At 42.7% G+C, this 16,020-nt stretch carries 11 protein-coding genes; 5 read left to right on the top strand and 6 right to left on the bottom strand.

Features of this window, described 5'->3' with window-relative positions:
* Positions 1 to 271: 271 nt before the first annotated feature.
* Positions 272 to 457 (bottom strand): hypothetical protein, encoded by a 186-nt coding sequence (locus SYJ56_RS03535; RefSeq protein WP_323832253.1) that lies wholly within the window; start codon positions 455 to 457, stop codon positions 272 to 274.
* A gap of 845 nt (positions 458 to 1,302) precedes the next feature.
* Here SYJ56_RS03535 and SYJ56_RS03530 point away from each other — a divergent pair.
* The 4 genes from SYJ56_RS03530 to SYJ56_RS03515 all read left to right on the top strand — a co-directional run bounded on the left by SYJ56_RS03530 (position 1,303) and on the right by SYJ56_RS03515 (position 9,130).
* Positions 1,303 to 4,518: a SusC/RagA family TonB-linked outer membrane protein gene (locus tag SYJ56_RS03530; protein ID WP_323832252.1), complete on the top strand. Its 3,216-nt coding sequence runs from the start codon at positions 1,303 to 1,305 to the stop codon at positions 4,516 to 4,518.
* Between the two features lie 64 nt (positions 4,519 to 4,582).
* Positions 4,583 to 6,133, top strand: coding sequence for a SusD/RagB family nutrient-binding outer membrane lipoprotein (locus tag SYJ56_RS03525; protein ID WP_323832251.1), 1,551 nt, complete (start codon positions 4,583 to 4,585; stop codon positions 6,131 to 6,133).
* Between the two features lie 220 nt (positions 6,134 to 6,353).
* Positions 6,354 to 7,448, top strand: coding sequence for an alkaline phosphatase family protein (locus tag SYJ56_RS03520; RefSeq protein WP_323832250.1), 1,095 nt, complete (start codon positions 6,354 to 6,356; stop codon positions 7,446 to 7,448).
* A complete protein-coding gene (locus tag SYJ56_RS03515; RefSeq protein ID WP_323832249.1) occupies positions 7,445 to 9,130 on the top strand; it encodes a metallophosphoesterase family protein in 1,686 nt (561 codons plus the stop codon). The genes SYJ56_RS03520 and SYJ56_RS03515 overlap by 4 nt, the downstream gene beginning before the upstream one ends.
* A gap of 43 nt (positions 9,131 to 9,173) precedes the next feature.
* On the opposite strand, the gene SYJ56_RS03510 is transcribed toward SYJ56_RS03515, so the two are convergent.
* A complete protein-coding gene (locus SYJ56_RS03510; protein WP_323832248.1) occupies positions 9,174 to 9,752 on the bottom strand; it encodes a phosphonate degradation HD-domain oxygenase in 579 nt (192 codons plus the stop codon).
* A 443-nt stretch (positions 9,753 to 10,195) separates the two neighbouring features.
* On the opposite strand from SYJ56_RS03510, the gene SYJ56_RS03505 reads away from it, so the two are divergent.
* Positions 10,196 to 10,774: a helix-turn-helix domain-containing protein gene (locus tag SYJ56_RS03505; RefSeq protein ID WP_323832247.1), complete on the top strand. Its 579-nt coding sequence runs from the start codon at positions 10,196 to 10,198 to the stop codon at positions 10,772 to 10,774.
* A gap of 39 nt (positions 10,775 to 10,813) precedes the next feature.
* Here the strand turns inward: SYJ56_RS03505 and SYJ56_RS03500 are convergent, their stop codons facing one another.
* The 4 genes from SYJ56_RS03500 to SYJ56_RS03485 all read right to left on the bottom strand — a co-directional run bounded on the left by SYJ56_RS03500 (position 10,814) and on the right by SYJ56_RS03485 (position 15,742).
* On the bottom strand, positions 10,814 to 12,586 hold the full coding sequence (locus tag SYJ56_RS03500) for a metallophosphoesterase family protein (protein ID WP_323832246.1): 1,773 nt from the start codon (positions 12,584 to 12,586) through the stop codon (positions 10,814 to 10,816).
* Positions 12,587 to 12,697: 111 nt separating this feature from the next.
* On the bottom strand, positions 12,698 to 13,831 hold the full coding sequence (locus tag SYJ56_RS03495; protein WP_323832245.1) for a TIGR03364 family FAD-dependent oxidoreductase: 1,134 nt from the start codon (positions 13,829 to 13,831) through the stop codon (positions 12,698 to 12,700).
* A gap of 97 nt (positions 13,832 to 13,928) precedes the next feature.
* Positions 13,929 to 14,630 carry an HAD family hydrolase gene (locus SYJ56_RS03490; protein ID WP_323832244.1) on the bottom strand — a complete coding sequence of 234 codons (702 nt, stop codon included), beginning with the start codon at positions 14,628 to 14,630 and terminating at the stop codon, positions 13,929 to 13,931.
* A 26-nt stretch (positions 14,631 to 14,656) separates the two neighbouring features.
* On the bottom strand, positions 14,657 to 15,742 hold the full coding sequence (locus SYJ56_RS03485; RefSeq protein WP_323832243.1) for a zinc-binding dehydrogenase: 1,086 nt from the start codon (positions 15,740 to 15,742) through the stop codon (positions 14,657 to 14,659).
* Positions 15,743 to 16,020 lie beyond the last annotated feature (278 nt).

The raw sequence follows: 16,020 nt of genomic DNA, 5'->3' as shown, positions 1-16,020 counted from the left end.
GCCTGATCCCATCACACGAGGCAAGAGACTACGGCATAAAGCCCACGCTCTTGCCTTTGCTTGTTTATTCCGTTTCCTCTTGCACTAAGTGATGGACTCAGGCTGGTGCAGCTTCATACCTATTTGTCAAACTAAAACACAAAAGCTTTGAAGACTGAAGCAAAAATATCAACAAAGAGAAGTGGAGAAAGCGTCTTTCAGAACTATAGAGGATCTACAGACATCTATGAAAAATTCACTGACCTTATCATTGAGAAACTGGATCAGGGTGTTATTCCCTGGAAGCAGCCTTGACAAGAAATGGGGCTGCCTTCAAATTACCTGACAAAGAAACCCTATAAAGGGATTCAATCTCGCTCAATCCGATCTGATGAAGTGTGAGCGTTTCTGCAGGAAGTTCTTTGGAAAGCGTGGCTTCAAACTTCCAGAGTTCCCGAACTTCCTCAGGGAGGTTCATTGGTAGTAGATGTGAAATTAGTTTTTTACAGTTGTGAAAAAGTAAGGAAACTAGTATCCACACCCACGTACTTTCAATTTCCATTAAAATATTCAAAGTCCACTTGATGGAATCGACGAAATTCTTGATTTAATCTGAATAAATAAGTGTCAATCAACTATGGAAGAAGTCAGAACAAATGACAGGAATAAAATTTCTATCTGACTAAAATTCAATTTGAAAGATCAATAGTTGACAAGAACCTGCTTTTTTCGATTTGCACCAGTTAAACCCGCATAATGCATTAGAAAATCTACTACGGCTTCAAACCGCCTCAAAATCAGCCGCTATGCTTCACTTTTCGCTCTCACCGTAGCGGTGCTACGACTCGATCTCCAAAGTGACTGATTTTCTTGCAGTTTGGACCCTCGCTACATAGTCCGGGTTAAAAGACTATCTATTTATGTTTTAATAGCGATGCCTAGTTGAGGGGTTGATCATTTGCCAAATGTGCTGCAGAGGAAGCCTATATTAAGTTTGATTTTTCCCATGAAAATGGTCTGGTCTATATGGAAAAATCATATTCTTCTTAAACGGGGACTTTACGATTAAGTTTTAAAAGTTTAATATTTATATACTTTTTTAATTAAAATTTTGATAATAAAAAGGAAATATTGATGGTAATGTTAAGTCTTAATAATATCTTATTTCTGCATTATTGGGGAGATAGAATGTGTTTTGATCAAGATAACATAGGATTAATTCATTTTTTGGTAAAGCTTATTTAATAGCCAATCAATAGTGAAAGTATAGTTTTAGTAAAATTTTAAACTAAAATAATACTTATTCAAAACCTCTACTTTAAAATGACTGCTAAAAAAAGCATTTGGCAATGTGTGATAACGGCTAGCCTGCTGTTTATCATCAATTTTTCTTTCGCCCAACAAACCAGGATCGAAGGAAAAGTAATTGACGCAAACAATGACCCTTTACCCGGAGCAACAGTTCTGGTAAAAGGTACTAATCGTGGAACAGTAACCGATATCGACGGAAATTATTTTATTCAAGCAAGCGAAGGAGAGACTTTGGTTTTTTCCTTCGTTGGATTTGAGTCTATTGAGCAGGAAGTAGGGAGTTTATCTACTATTAATGTGACGCTCTCAGAAGGTCTTGCACTTAATGAAGTCGTAGTAACGGCACTTGGTGTGAAGCGGGAGACCAAAGCCTTGGGTTACTCTGTGCAAGCGATTGATGGAGATAAATTCACAGAAGCCCGTGAGACTAACGTAATTAACTCCCTCAGCGGAAGGGTAGCAGGTGTTCAGGTAACCAACGGTTCTTCAGGAATCGGGGGATCCAGCCGGGTTACTATCCGTGGAGAGTCCTCTTTGAATATCAATGGAAACCAGCCGCTATTCGTGGTAAATGGTGTCCCTATCTCCAACAACATTGTAGGTTCTTCAGGGTCTTCCAATCAGGAAGTGGATTATGGGAATTCCGCTGGGGAAATCAATCCTGATGATATTGAGTCCATGACTGTGCTTAAAGGTCCAGCCGCTGCTGCACTTTACGGTTCTAGAGCTGCAAATGGTGCTATTTTGATCACTACCAAATCAGGTAAAGGCAAGAAAGGATTGGGAATCTCCATTAATTCCAACACAACTTTTGAAAATCCGCTTAAACTTCCGGAGTGGCAGGATACATACGGTCAGGGTAATAACGGTCAGTTTGAATTTGTAAACGGAGCGGGTTCAGGTATCGCTGATGGGGTGGATGAAAGCTGGGGACCAAGACTGGATGCAGGCTTAATGATTCCTCAATTTGATTCCCCAAGAGATGTAAATGGCTTCAGAGGTGGTGATCTAACTGCTCCGGCAGGAAGTACTATTACGCCTACTCCGTGGGTGTCGAGTCCGGATAACATCAATGACTTCTTCCAGACGGGAGTAACGCTTTCAAATAATGTGGCACTATCTGCCGCAAATGAGAATGCAAATATCCGCCTTTCCTGGACCAACTTGGATCAAAAAGGAATTGTACCGAATACAGATCTAAAGCGAAATACCATTTCTATGAATGGAGGTCTTAACCTTACGGATAAACTGACTATAAATTCTACGGTAAACTTTCAGAGATCTGACAGTGGAAACAGACCAAATATCAGTTACGGTACCGAAAACCTGATGTACTTATGGATTTGGTATGGTCGTCAGGTCAATACTGCAAATCTGAGGGATTACTGGATGGCTGGAAGAGAAGGTGAGCAGCAGTATAATTATAACTACAACTATCACGATAACCCCTATTTCAATGTGTATGAAAATACTAACGGACAGGCTAAGGATAGAATCTATGGTAATATCTCTGTGAACTACAAGTTTACTGACAAGCTGAACTTAATGCTGAGAACAGGTCTGGATACATATAATGAGTTGAGAGATCGAAAAAGAGCATTTAGTACGCAGCGATTTCCGAAAGGGAACTACAGAGAGGATAACCTGTATTTCTCGGAAACAAATTCAGATTTCTTGCTGACTTATTCTGAATCTACCAGAGAAGTATTTACTTATAGCATTGCAGTAGGTGGGAATCAAATGCGTCAGGAAAACAGATACCTGCAGACGGTAGCTCCTCAGTTATTGATTCCGAATATTTACAACTTCACCAATACAGCTGTAAACCTTCAGGTGACTCAGTACAATTCGGAGAAGCGCATTAACTCTTTGTATGGCTTTGGCCAGATTGGTTTTAAAAACATTCTTTTCCTTGACATCACAGGCAGAAATGACTGGTCTAGTACGTTGCCTGCCGATAATAACAGCTATTTCTATCCTTCAGCCACTTTTGGAGCGGTGATCTCAGATATGGTGACCATGCCGAGATTTATTTCTTTCCTGAAAGCTAGATTGGCCTATGCAGAGGTTGGAAATGATACCGATCCATACAGCCTTTCCAATGTGTATAGCTCACAGACTGCATGGGGATCTATTCAGTCAAAATCTGAATCAAACAGACTTTCTAACTCAGAATTAAAGCCTGAAAGAACAGGTGCATTTGAAACTGGTCTTGATGTGCGGTTTTTTGATGGAAGACTGGGGCTTGACTTCACCTACTTTGACAACAGAACCAGAAACCAGATCATTCCAATTGAACTGGATATAGCTACAGGATATGCCTCCAGAATAATCAATGCCGGTGAGATTCAAAACAAAGGGATCGAAATCGTGATGAGCGCAAATCCAGTCCGTAAAAGCTCTGGATTTAACTGGAACCTGATGGCAAACTTCACACGAAACAGAGGTAAAGTTTTGGAGCTGACTGAAGGTCTTGATACGTATACGCTTACAGGCAGAAATGGAGCAAATATCCAAGCGAGAGTAGGTGAGAGAATGGGTAACATATACGGAAGAGGATTTGCCAGAGTAGAAGATGTAAATTCTGAGTATTTCGGTCAGATCATCCATAATTCTACAGGAACGCCGCTTTTGGATCCGGAATTGAAACTTCAGGGGAATTATAATCCTGATTGGATGCTTGGTTTGCAGAACAATCTCAGCTACAAAGGAATCAATCTAGGTTTCTTGTTTGATTTCAGATATGGTGGAATAGTCGTGTCAAGAACCAAGACTATCGGCAGTACTTCAGGTCAGCTCGCCGAAACTCTTTACGGCCGTGAAACTGGCTATGATCTGGAAGGAGAAGGTAACGGTATCATCAGTGAAGGTGTGGTAGCAAATGCTGACGGTTCTTACAGTCCAAATACTTTTGAGACTACCTCCAGAAACTGGCACAACAGATACTACGAAAGAGATAACGTGGAAGCAGCGAAGTACGATGCTACTTTCTTGAAGCTTAGAGAAGTGACACTAGGTTATACTATTCCGAAATCTATTCTAGGCAGACTGCCATTTGAAGATGTGAAAATATCCTTAGTGGGCAGGAACTTGGCGCTTTGGACAGAGAATCCTCACTTCGATCCTGAGACTATGGCAATGGGTGGCGGTACGTTAATCCCTGGTGTGGAGGATATGGCTTTTCCATCTTCGAGAAGCATTGGTTTCAATCTTAACGTGAAGTTTTAAGTATCACCAGTTGATAGACTATTCTAAGTCTTTGAATCTAAAAAACTCTCAAAAACAGAACATTATGAATTTCAATACAAAATATATAGCAGGAATCGGGTTGGCAGCATTGCTTTCTCTGAGCAGCTGCGACAAGGATTTTGAAGAAGTAAATATGAATCCAAACAGTCCTGAGACGGTTTCTTCAAGTTTGCTTTTACCGACCATCATCCGGAATACTACAAATGAAATCTCTGGCAAGGCTTGGGGTTATGGGAATGTAGTCATGCAGCAGACTGCCAAGATTCAGTTTACCAATGAAGACAGGTATAACTGGGGACCCGAAGGAAACCCATACAGCACGTTCTACAATTCCATGCGTGATTTGAACAATGTGATCGATATCTCTACTGAAGCCGGGCAAAGTAATTACGTCGGGATTGCCCTGGTTTTAAGAGCCAGTCTTTATTCATTTATGACGGATGCCTATGGAGATTTGCCTTATTTGGAGGCTACAAAAGCTAAGTCAGAAGTGAATTACCCGATTTTTGATACTCAGGAAGAGATCTATAATGGGATTCTTGCAGAGTTGGAACAGGCTAATACCTTATTGGGATCTACAACAGAAAGTGTAGAAGGGGATATTCTTTTCGAAGGAGATGTGATGAGATGGAAGAAATATGCAAACTCGCTTAGGCTGCGAATCCTGATGAGACTATCTGATCGTATGAATCCAGGGGCAGGAATGCAGGCGATTGTTTCTAATCCTACCCAGTTTCCGGTCTTCACTTCCAATGATGATCAGGCGGCATTGCAATATCTTCAGGATGTGCCAAACCAGCATGGGTTGTATACTACCCGTTCCGGTTCATTTGATGAGTATAGGTTGAGTGAAAGAATGGAAAACGTTTTGAAAGATCTGGAAGATCCAAGGTTGTATGCCTATGCACAGCCTACAAATGATTCCGGTGCAGGAGTGATCGGAACAAAAGACGACTACCAGGGTGTGCCAAATGGCTTGGCGGATGAGGAGGCTTTGGCTTATTCCCCGTCCGGAGATCCTGCTAAGGGCGGTTCTAATTTCATGTCTCGTGTGGGATATCTATGGTCTTGTTCTGCATGTACCCCGCTGGCAAATCCAATCGGTGCTCAGGCGATATTGATGAGTTATTCCGAACTTCAGTTTGTACTGTCGGAGGCTAGAGAAAGAGGCTATATTTCTACCGGAACAGCTGAAGCGTATTATAAAAATGGTATTGAGTCTTCTTTTGCTTACTACAAAAGCCGCTATGAAATCATTGGCCTTCCTCAGATAGCAGATAAATTGGTGGTGGGAGATGCGTATTTTGCGCAGTCAGAAGTAGCTTATACTGGGTCTACAGAAGAAAAGCTTTCCAAAATCGGTACTCAAAAATGGCTTGCCCTGTATTTCTCTGGAATGGAAGGCTGGTATGACTGGAGAAGAACAGACTATCCTAAAATCACTCCTGGTCCGGCAGCTTACATCAATACAGTTCCGGTACGCTTCATGTATCCTAGTTCTGTGCAATCACTCAATAAGGCGAACTACGAAAGTGCTATAGCACGTCAAGGTCCAGATGCAATCACCACACGGGTGTGGTGGGATATGGATTAATTAGATAAGAGGCAGGAAATCCCGAATTTGCATACTTCTCTTTTGAAGAAAAAGCCACAGTTAGCAGATTAAGAGTCTCAGTCAAAAAATGTATAACTTAAATCAAATGTCACCCTCATTGAAAAATGAAGGGTGACTTTTTTAAACCTGGATTATGTTTTTGGGTTGATAATAGAAACTCTAATGCAAGATCAGGTTAACTCATAACCTTCTAAAAATCATGTTCAAAAAATCAATTGTTTACGCGGCTTTCGCTTTTTTACTGTTCCAGACTGCGACCGTAAAAGGGCAGGAGAATAAGACTGAAAATATAATCCTGATCACGCTGGATGGGCTGAGATGGCAGGAAATATTCAAGGGAGCAGACTCTTTGTTGGTTGATGATACAGGAATGATCAAAGAGCCAGGTTCTTTATTGGAAGATTTTTGGAATGTGGACCCACTTGTGAGACGAGAGATGCTATTACCATTTCTGTGGAATACCATTGCCGAAGAAGGTCAAATCTATGGAAATCGTGCCTATGGAAATAAAGTTGATAACAGTAATAAAATGTGGTTTTCCTATCCAGGATACAATGAGGTGCTGAGTGGATTTGCTGATGATGAGCGAATCACAAGTAATGATAAAATCAACAATCCCAATGTTACTTTGCTGGAGTATCTGAACCAGAAGGCAGAGTTCAAGGATAAGGTGATGGCATTTGGTTCTTGGGATGTATTCCCATATATCGTAAATGAGGAACGGAGTGGAGTGCCTGTAAATGCTGGGTTTGACATTGCGGAGGGAGATGATCTTTCACCTGAAGAGATTTTAACGAACAAGATGCAATCCGAAATCCGTGGCCCATGGGGAGGGGTGAGGTTGGATGTGTTTACACAAAACTATGCGATGGCAGCTTTGAAAAATAAAAAACCAAGAGTACTGTATATTTCCTATGGAGAGACTGACGACTGGGCACATGAAAATCACTACGATCAATACATCTGGTCAGCCAAGCAGACGGATGCATACATCAAGGAGATCTGGGACTTCGTGCAATCAGACCCTCAGTACAAAGACAAGACAACAATGATCATTACCACAGATCACGGTCGTGGCATCAGTAAAACCTCTTGGAGAAGTCATGGTTCGGCTGTGCCTGAAGGAGGAGAAATCTGGATGGCGGCTATAGGGCCTGATACACCAGCTAGTGGTGAAATGAAGTCCCAAGGTCAGTGGCATTCTGCCATGATCGCACGCACAATCTTCCAATTACTTGGGATGGAATATCCAGATGCCAAAGCTGGTAAAGTGATCAAGGAGATGGTGGAATGAGTCAAATAAACTTTCTGTCTGTTGGGCTGCTTTTCCTACTAGCCTGCTCATCTGAATCTGTTCAAAATACCTCTCCGACATTTGGAGGAGTGTTTTTTTCGAATGAAGAAGCCATATCCCCACTTTTTCAAAATGAGTTTTCCAGTGTGAACTTAAAGGAGTTGAGTGAAGGCTGGGTGTATTTGGGTTCTGATTCTATTGCGGGAATATCGCGAGACTTACCTGATTTTGGTGTAGGTAGTAAATTGGAATTGCCCCATAGAATAGATTTACCAAATCATTCGCTTTGGTATACCAATACTGTTGATTTAGATGCTGGCTACCTTCAGGTAAAAGCTGATGATGGTGCACAGGTTTGGCTGGATGGAGCATTGGTCATACGTGAATCAGGCGGAGATTTATTTCCTGTGGGAAATGTTAAAGCGGGTCAACTCACTATCCGCTGTGTGAATAATGCCATGGCTGGAGGTCTTCAAAAAGTTTCTTGGATCAGTGAAAATGATTTGGAGGATTGGCAAGCAGCAAGCTTGAGGGAATTTGATTCATTTCTCCTAGTCCGAAAGATTGACTTACTGGATGATGAGGCGCTTAGAAGTGAGGTGAAGGAAATGAGCGCTAGCGAAAGAAAAATCAGAATGGATTCTTATCCAATATTGATGACTGATCCAGTAGTGATCGCAAGTGCTGATGGGGAATATTTCGTCCGCTGGGTAAGTGAGCGAGGTGGTTATGCTACCCTGATTTTGGAAGATGGAAGCGAGCAAATGCTAAAGTCAGAAGACGGAGTTTTCACACTTGATCTGGGTGAAAGAGATTCGGTTCAGTTTCAGCTTTCACAGGATAAATCTCAGCTTGGAACCTACTCGTTTTCGAAGCCCAAAGTCAATAACAAAGTCAAGCTTGCCATTTGGGCAGATTCGCAGGGAGGATGGGACACGTTTCATCAGATTTCAAAAATGCTCAAAACGCATCAGCCTGATGTGAGTATCGGAGCTGGAGACTTAGTTAATAATGGCTCTGATCTTTATGCTTTTCCTAGGCTGTTACAAAAGCTAAGCTTGATGAGTACGCCACAATTGCTCGTGCCGGGGAATCATGATTACGACGGTTATTATGAGGATCTTGAGCCAAAGCTACTTCAAAAATATGTTCAGAGGCCGGAAGATTTGTCTTATGGCATGATGCGAATCGGTGCCGCGGCTATTCTTTCATTGGATCCAAATAGGACTTTTCCGGTTGGAATCAATTCCAATTCCGAACAAGGAAAATGGCTTGATGCTACGATGAAAAGTGTGGAGTGGAAGTCTGCCAGTTGGAAAATTGTTGTTTTACATCAGCCTCCCTACTCTCAGGGTTGGCCAGGGTACACGGGTGAGCAACGTATTAGGGAACTACTGGAGCCTTATTTACAACTTGGCTTGGTGAATGTTGTAATTGCAGGTCATACACATGATTATGAGAGATTACAGTTGAGTTTTTCTGGTCATAAGGTAGAATTTCTGATTGTCGGTGGGGCAGGGGGAGGACTAGAGCCGGTCGGCAAAGATTCTGTGTTTCCTCAAATGGACCGTTTGATTAAAAAACACCATTTCGGGATTCTTGAATTGGATTCAGAAAACCTCAATCTTCAGGTATTTGGACTAGACGGGGACTTGTTGGATGATTATAATGTCCAAAGATAGCAGATGATAATGAGCTGTAACCATAGTGATATGGGAGGTTACATTAACTGATTATTTGTTTGGCCATCTGTATATAGGTTTCCAAACCGGGGAGGGGTACATGTTCTTCTTTTGCCATTTCGTCCCATGTGCGCATCTTAAGTGACAACTCAAAGAGTGGGTCTGTCTCGAAGGCAGTAGCTTCTTCTTCATTCATTTTGCCACCTTGAAACTCAAGTGTTTTTCGGCTAGCTTCGGACAGTTTTTCGAAATATGCTGGATCTCTGTAGGTCAGGTAGCGCTTGGCCTGTACGTGGTTTTCAACTAATTTGGCTATTCGCTCAGGAAACCCAAGGTCTCTTAAAAAGTCAGCCCCTATTTTCTCGTGGCTCAGTATTCCATAGCCATCCATGGTCTCAAAGTCTCCCTGGTTGACACACAAGTGCCCGATGTCATGGAAGAATGCGGCTAAGATCACCTCGGTGTCATGTCCTTCTTTTTCGGCGATTTGGGCAGATTGGCTCATGTGCTCAATCTGCGATACTGGCTCTCCAATGTAGTCTTCCTGTCCAAATTTTCTGTAGAGATCAAATACCATGTCAATTCTTTTGGTGCTGCTGAGCTTAGATCTTTTGCTGTTCATAACAAATAGGTTTATATATACTAAATAAAGTATTGATATCAAGCTTCTAAAAAAAATAATGTTAAGGTTTTGTGATTTGTTAATGGAGTGGTCAGCAATACCTTAAAATTCATCTAAGTCATAATAATCCATTTTTGGCTATTATGTAAACAATAGTGTACCAAGAAATAACATATATATAATCTCATTTTATATTTTCAATTTATTTTGATGTTTAATTTTACTAAACATTTATTTAGTTGGTTTATTATTTCGGGGGGGTGAGTGTATTGCATGAAGCTCCCCTTATTGTTTGTCGATTTAGCTATAATTTTTTTTATTAAACGTTGAGCAATAAGGTGCCCGTAATTGCAAAAAGCATAATTTAATTAACTAAATCTCGCTTTACCTACTTTTATACTCCTGAATAAATAGATAGGTTAGCACTCCCAAAATAACAGGACATGGAGCATGAAGTGATCGTACAGATCAGCAATAAAATCAAAAGTATTCGCAAGGAGAAAGGTATGACCCTTCAGGACGTTGCCGATCATGCGGGGGTCACCAAGGGCCTGATTTCACAGATCGAAAACAGTCGGACTATTCCATCTTTGCTGGTTTTGATTCAGATCATCAAAGCGCTGGAAGTTGATTTGGATTCGTTTTTTACAGAGCTGGACCTGCATACCCGAGAATCTCCAATATTGATCCAGCGTAAGTCGGCTTATGAGCGATTTGAAAAGGAAGCAGCGAGCGGCTATGAGTATTTTCGGATTTTCACCAAAAAGGTCAAACAGAGCACCATTGATATTGTGCTTCTGGAGATTCAGCCCGGATCCACACGGGATTTTGTTCAGACTGATGCCTTTGAGTACAAATTCATTATCTCGGGCTCAGTAAGGTATGTATTCAGAGATCAGGAAATTGATCTGGAGTCGGGAGATTCTATGTTATTTGACGGAAGGCTTGAGCATAATCCGGTGAACGTAGGTGATATTCCCGTGCATATGTTGGTTGTCTATTTCTTTGAAGATAAAGTATAGGAAGACTTTAAGCTCAGTTTTCTGGTAGGTTATTTTGCATTAGTTTGAGAGGAGCAGCTGATCCAACATAGCGCCCTCGGTATTGTACATTCTCAGCTCAAAACTGGTGGTTGTGAGTGCCACTGTGAGGTAGTGGAACCCTCGATACGTTTTCGCTACAAATGGAATTCTAGTTGGAGCAAAGTCTTCTAAGTTGCCACCCATTCCTCCTACCTGGATGAAGTGAATGCCTTCCTTGAGGTTGATTTTATCCTCTTTCATGGGAAATGTTCTCATATAGGTATGTAAGTGTCCAAAGAACATCACTTGCACCCCATTATCTTCCATCAGTTTAATAAGCGGCTGAAGCGTCCTGTCTCCATGGGTGCTATTACCTGTCCATGTATTGCCATAGTCATCCTCATCAGCGGAGTAAGGGGCATGATGCATCGAAACAAACTTCCACTTGCAGTTACTGGTTTCCAGCGCTGATTTTAGCCATTCGTATTGCTGACCTCCAGGTTGCAATCCGTCCATATCATTGCTGTTCATCATAAAGAATTCACCTATGCCATAGCTGAATTTATAGTATCCACCCGGTGAGGCCTGTGGATGGTATTGATTGTACCAAAAAAGATCTCCCTCTCCATTGCCGGCTACAGGTGCCATAGGGATGCGGGATGTGAGGGCTGCGCTGCCGGGAAAATATTCCTGTGTCCATTGCCATTGGTCATTCTCCTTGCCGCCGTCGGTCACATCGCCCATGTGAATGACGAAATCAGGTCGCTCATCCCAAAGTTTAAGACCTATTTGCTCGTTAATCCAAGGTCTGGCTTCAGTATCTGATACAATCCCAAAGAATACCGGATCTTCAGTTTCGTGAGAAGTTCTGAATGTCAATACACCAGAATCCTGGGTGTTCCCAATACTGTCTTCTGCGAGTACCTGATAGAAGTAGGCTTGTGCGGGAATTAAATCCGGTAGCGTTGCAGTGATGATCGATTCCTTGCCGGCCGGGATAGAAATACTGTGTTGCAAGGGCAGTTCGGTACCATACCAGATCTCGGCTTTGGCAGACCTGTCGGTCTCAAAAGTAAGTTGAATGGAGGATGGGGCTGGGGCAAAAAGATAAGGCTCTGCCATGAAGTGAAACCTGTCAGGAAATCGCTTTCCGGTTTTTTTTATGGCCTGATGTGCTACGAAATTTCGTTGGATTTGAGTTTCGTTAAGTGCATTTTTATGAATTACGAGATGCTTGATCCAGTCGTCAAGTTCCATGTATGGCTCATGCTTCAGATAGCTATGGAGTACAATAGTTCTCTCGGTAAGGAGTTTTTTTTGTGATGAAATCAGGACGCCGTTTTCCCGGATTTCAAGCAGTCCATCGGAATAGGTAAGTACTACATGTGCCCAATACTGATCCCATGGCAGTTGCTTTTTAGTTGCCTTCGAAAAATAATAACTGCCATTCCAGAGTGCGAAAACACTTGTTTCACCAATGAAAATTTCAAATCCAACAGGATGGTTTACGTGATCCAGCAGCCAAAACTCCATCGAAAATGAATCCAATGACTCGGTGCCGGTGGAGTCTGCCAATTGGTATTGCGCACTTACCGGTTCATTTATCTGCTGATTTGGGTAGTAGCTGGTTTGGTGGATTTGATAAGGCCTTAAACTCAGGCTATCCTGAAAAAGTGGGCTTGCCGCATTTCTGGGAAGTCCTTTGTTTGGCCAAAACCACCTGTCGAGAATAGGTTGGTCAGCAGTTTGGGCTTGTGCATGCTGTGAAGCAAATAGAAGTAGATGACAGATAAATAGCAAGAAGAACTTCATGGAGCGCAGGTGGATTCTGTTTAGCAATTCTAAATAAATTGCATCCCAGGAGTTTTATTATCGTGTTAATAAATTGTCAAATGATTGCGCCTAAGCCAGTAGAGGAACTCCCTACTGGTTTAGGCTGGACGCTACCACCTCTTCACCGAGTCCAAAGGAGAGTGTCATTCCTGCGCCTCCCATTCCGTTGACAATGGTGACGGTGTCATCGACTTGATGGACAAATTCCGTCGCACCATTGGTCATTTTAGGATAAATCCCATGCCAGGAGCTGTCGATTTCCCAGTCCTTAAATTGTGCAAAAGTCCGTAGCACTTCCAGGATTAGCTGGTTGATGTGTTTGGAGTCAAAGGGTGTAAAATTAAGCCCATACTCATGGCTGTCACCAATAGTCAGTTCTCCCTTGCCATTTTGGGAAACCATAACGTGAATGCCCAGATCAAGCAGTTCTTGGTACTTCCCGGTATAAGTTTCCTTAAGCTTCGGCAAGGAAGCTGCAACTTGAAAACCTTTGTAATGTATGAAGCTTAGCCCTGCGCATAGCGGTGGACCGATACGCCAATTCTGCGGCTGCTGTACCAGGCGCATCATCTGTAGCTTACACTTGGTGATCGGAATGGACTCAAACAATTCCGGGTATAAGGTCTCAAAATCAGCACCACTGCAGACATATATTTTGTCAGCTGACCAGGATTTCTGACCGCTGTAAACCGTGTTTCCTTCGATGCGCGAGATGGCTCTGTTCCAGACGAAGTCTACGCCTTGGAGGCTTTCGAGATAATTAGCCGTTTTGGCGATGGCCTCCCGTGGATCGACTATCATCTCTTCTGTAGTCCAAAGTGCGCCCTTTAATCCTTTTTCAACGGTTGCTGGACTTTTTGCAAGTGTTTCTTCCGGTGAAAGTTGCTGTGCCGAATTCTTGTCGTTCATGGCAGATACGTATTCTGAGACCACCTGAAGCTCAAGATCAGTGTATGCTAAATGTAATGCGCCTGTTTGCTCAGCCCCAAATCCGGCTTTTTGAGCCATTTCTAGCCAGATTTCACGGGTGCGAATTGCCCGGTTAAAGCTTGGGCCCTGCGCTTGACCGATTGGCCAAATCATTCCGAAATTTCTTACTGATGCTCCTTGAGCCTGGGGATAACGCTCAATAACAGTTACTTTCCAGCCCTGAGCATGAAGTGCTCTAGTCACGGACAGCCCGACGATACCTGCGCCGATTACGATAGCATGTTGATGATTCATGAATTACAATGTTAGAAGAATTCTTAAAGTGTGGTTGGTGGTTTTCCGGATATGAAGAGATTAGAGCTGTGTGATATGCCGCCCCGGCCCTTGATAATTAATCCTTTATTGCAATTATATCTTTCAATTCCAGAAGTGAATCGATGATGAAATCCGGATCAGCTGCATTGAGTTGGTCTGCTGTCTGGGCACCGGTAGTCACGCCAAATGTCAATCCGCAGTTGGCTGCTTTTCCTTCCTCTATATCTACCATCGAGTCACCTACTTTAGCCACTTCTTTTGGGTTGGATATCCCACATTTTTGCATGGCCAGCAAAATCATATCAGGAGCAGGTCTGCTTTTATCCACATCGTCTGCGGTTATCAAAGCATCATAAATCAGTCCTTCGCTCCAGTTTAATTTGCCCAAAAGCGAAAGTGCTGTTTTTGAATTGTAACCTGTGTTCAAAGCCACTTTTACACCGTTTTTACGGAGATATTCAAAGAGAGCTGGCGTGCCCTCAAAAGTAGACACTGTTAAGTTTTCATAGGCTTCCTTTAGCAAGATGAGAAAGTCAGAAAATGCAAGCTGTGCATCTTTTTCGAGCGCTTCAGAAGAGTTATAAGCAGGTTTCATGATGTCACGGATAGCCTGTAGCTTTTCTTTGCCTCCGCCATTCAACAGCACATCGTTGAGCATGAAATCATGACCAAGCTTATTGATAGCCAGTTTGAGAGTTTGGTAGACCACATTGTTTTCATTGACAGTAGTTCCTGCCATGTCAAAAACGATAAGTTTGATGTAGTGTTTTTCGCTCATTTGTAGTCGATAATAGAAATGGATTTTCAGTAGTTTGGTGTGATTCCCACCCGGTAGGAGCCGGATTCCTTGGCGGCTGCAAAGGCTTTCTCCATCTCATTCAATGGAAATTCGGCTCCCACAAGTGACCCAAAAGGGTAAGTGGAATGGGAGGCTTCCAGAAATTTAATTGCGTAGGATAGGTCTTCCGGTGCGTAATTATGTAGCCCTTTGATGGTCAATATTCTTCTCACAATAGATTCTGCATTGATGGATATGTTTCGCTGGGAATAGACAGCTCCTACCCAGATGGCAGTACCTCCGACATTGAGAAGATCGAGTCCTCTTTCCATGGCTTCTGCCGAGCCAGAAGTTTCCAGTAGCACATCAACACCGCCGATTGGGAGGATTTCTTTCTGGATTTCCTCTAGGGAAAGACTTGCATTGATGCTTACATCTGCTCCGAAGTGCAAGATGTTTTGGATACGCTGCTGGTTTACATCCATGGCAAGCACCACCTTGGCACCGGCAAACTTTGCCATGGTGCTTGCTGAGATTCCGAGCATTCCTGCTCCGATGATCAGCACGTTTTTATCCTTTAGGCTTCCTGCCAATCGAATGGCACCTGCGATCGTCGCATGTGTACAGTTTAGTGGAGCTGCAGCTTTAGGTGAGACGCTTTTTGGAATTCTGAAAATATCCGTGCCTTTTCGCAAATGGCAGTGTGTCGCAAATCCACCGCTAAGTACATCGTTTTGCTGCATCTGCTCATGGCCATACTTGAAAAGTGAAGGGGATTTTTGGGGAATTCCTTTGGTAGCCATGTTACCTGTGTGGTCGTAGGCAAAGACTGACCACGTGACCAGGTCGCCTTTCATAAGTTGTGCTCCGTGAAAATCAAACATTTCATTTTCGGGTAGATTAACAATCCGACCGATCATTTCATGGCCGAGAACGCTCGGTGAGGGACTGCTTCTGCGGCCATAGTAGGAGTGGAGATCACTTGTGCAAATAGTCGTGTAGGTAATCTCAACGAGCACTTCATCCTGGTTTAGGATGGGAAAATCTATGGGAAGAGGAAGAAATGGCTTCTCTATTTCTTGAAAGACCATCGCTAAGGCTTCTTTTTGCATGTGTTTATTTTTTTATCAAAGATCACAACTTGTCCCGCACTGAAGGTCGGGATAGCCTGTCTTGCACCTGTCTGCCGACAGGCAGGTGGCCAATAATCATCCCAGTGTGTGTCGCTTGCATCATGCTTGATTTCATCTACTGAAATACTGTTTGTTGATCCGGCGTGGTCCAAAATCAACTCTTGAGACGCCTACAAATAAACTCAAAAAATTTCCTAATTGGAAAATTAATTTATTGACACAAAAGTTAATAATCACTTAACATGGAGGTTTTAGAA

It is taken from the genome of Algoriphagus aurantiacus (assembly GCF_035156405.1).
Classification (GTDB): Bacteria; Bacteroidota; Bacteroidia; order Cytophagales; family Cyclobacteriaceae; genus Algoriphagus; species Algoriphagus aurantiacus.
The sequence above is the reverse complement of the archived record's forward strand: the minus strand, read 5'-3'. Positions and strand labels throughout refer to the sequence as shown.

Bases quoted from the DNA above. Each gene is read 5' to 3' on its own strand.
- SYJ56_RS03530 (WP_323832252.1), top strand. From the start codon at position 1,303: ATGACTGCTAAAAAAAGCATTTGGCAATGTGTGATAACGGCTAGCCTG.
- SYJ56_RS03510 (WP_323832248.1), bottom strand. From the start codon at position 9,752: ATGAACAGCAAAAGATCTAAGCTCAGCAGCACCAAAAGAATTGACATG.
- SYJ56_RS03535 (WP_323832253.1), bottom strand. From the start codon at position 457: ATGAACCTCCCTGAGGAAGTTCGGGAACTCTGGAAGTTTGAAGCCACG.
- SYJ56_RS03495 (WP_323832245.1), bottom strand. From the start codon at position 13,831: ATGAATCATCAACATGCTATCGTAATCGGCGCAGGTATCGTCGGGCTG.
- SYJ56_RS03485 (WP_323832243.1), bottom strand. From the start codon at position 15,742: ATGCAAAAAGAAGCCTTAGCGATGGTCTTTCAAGAAATAGAGAAGCCA.
- SYJ56_RS03520 (WP_323832250.1), top strand. From the start codon at position 6,354: ATGTTCAAAAAATCAATTGTTTACGCGGCTTTCGCTTTTTTACTGTTC.
- SYJ56_RS03515 (WP_323832249.1), top strand. From the start codon at position 7,445: ATGAGTCAAATAAACTTTCTGTCTGTTGGGCTGCTTTTCCTACTAGCC.
- SYJ56_RS03490 (WP_323832244.1), bottom strand. From the start codon at position 14,630: ATGAGCGAAAAACACTACATCAAACTTATCGTTTTTGACATGGCAGGA.
- SYJ56_RS03525 (WP_323832251.1), top strand. From the start codon at position 4,583: ATGAATTTCAATACAAAATATATAGCAGGAATCGGGTTGGCAGCATTG.
- SYJ56_RS03500 (WP_323832246.1), bottom strand. From the start codon at position 12,586: ATGAAGTTCTTCTTGCTATTTATCTGTCATCTACTTCTATTTGCTTCA.
- SYJ56_RS03505 (WP_323832247.1), top strand. From the start codon at position 10,196: ATGGAGCATGAAGTGATCGTACAGATCAGCAATAAAATCAAAAGTATT.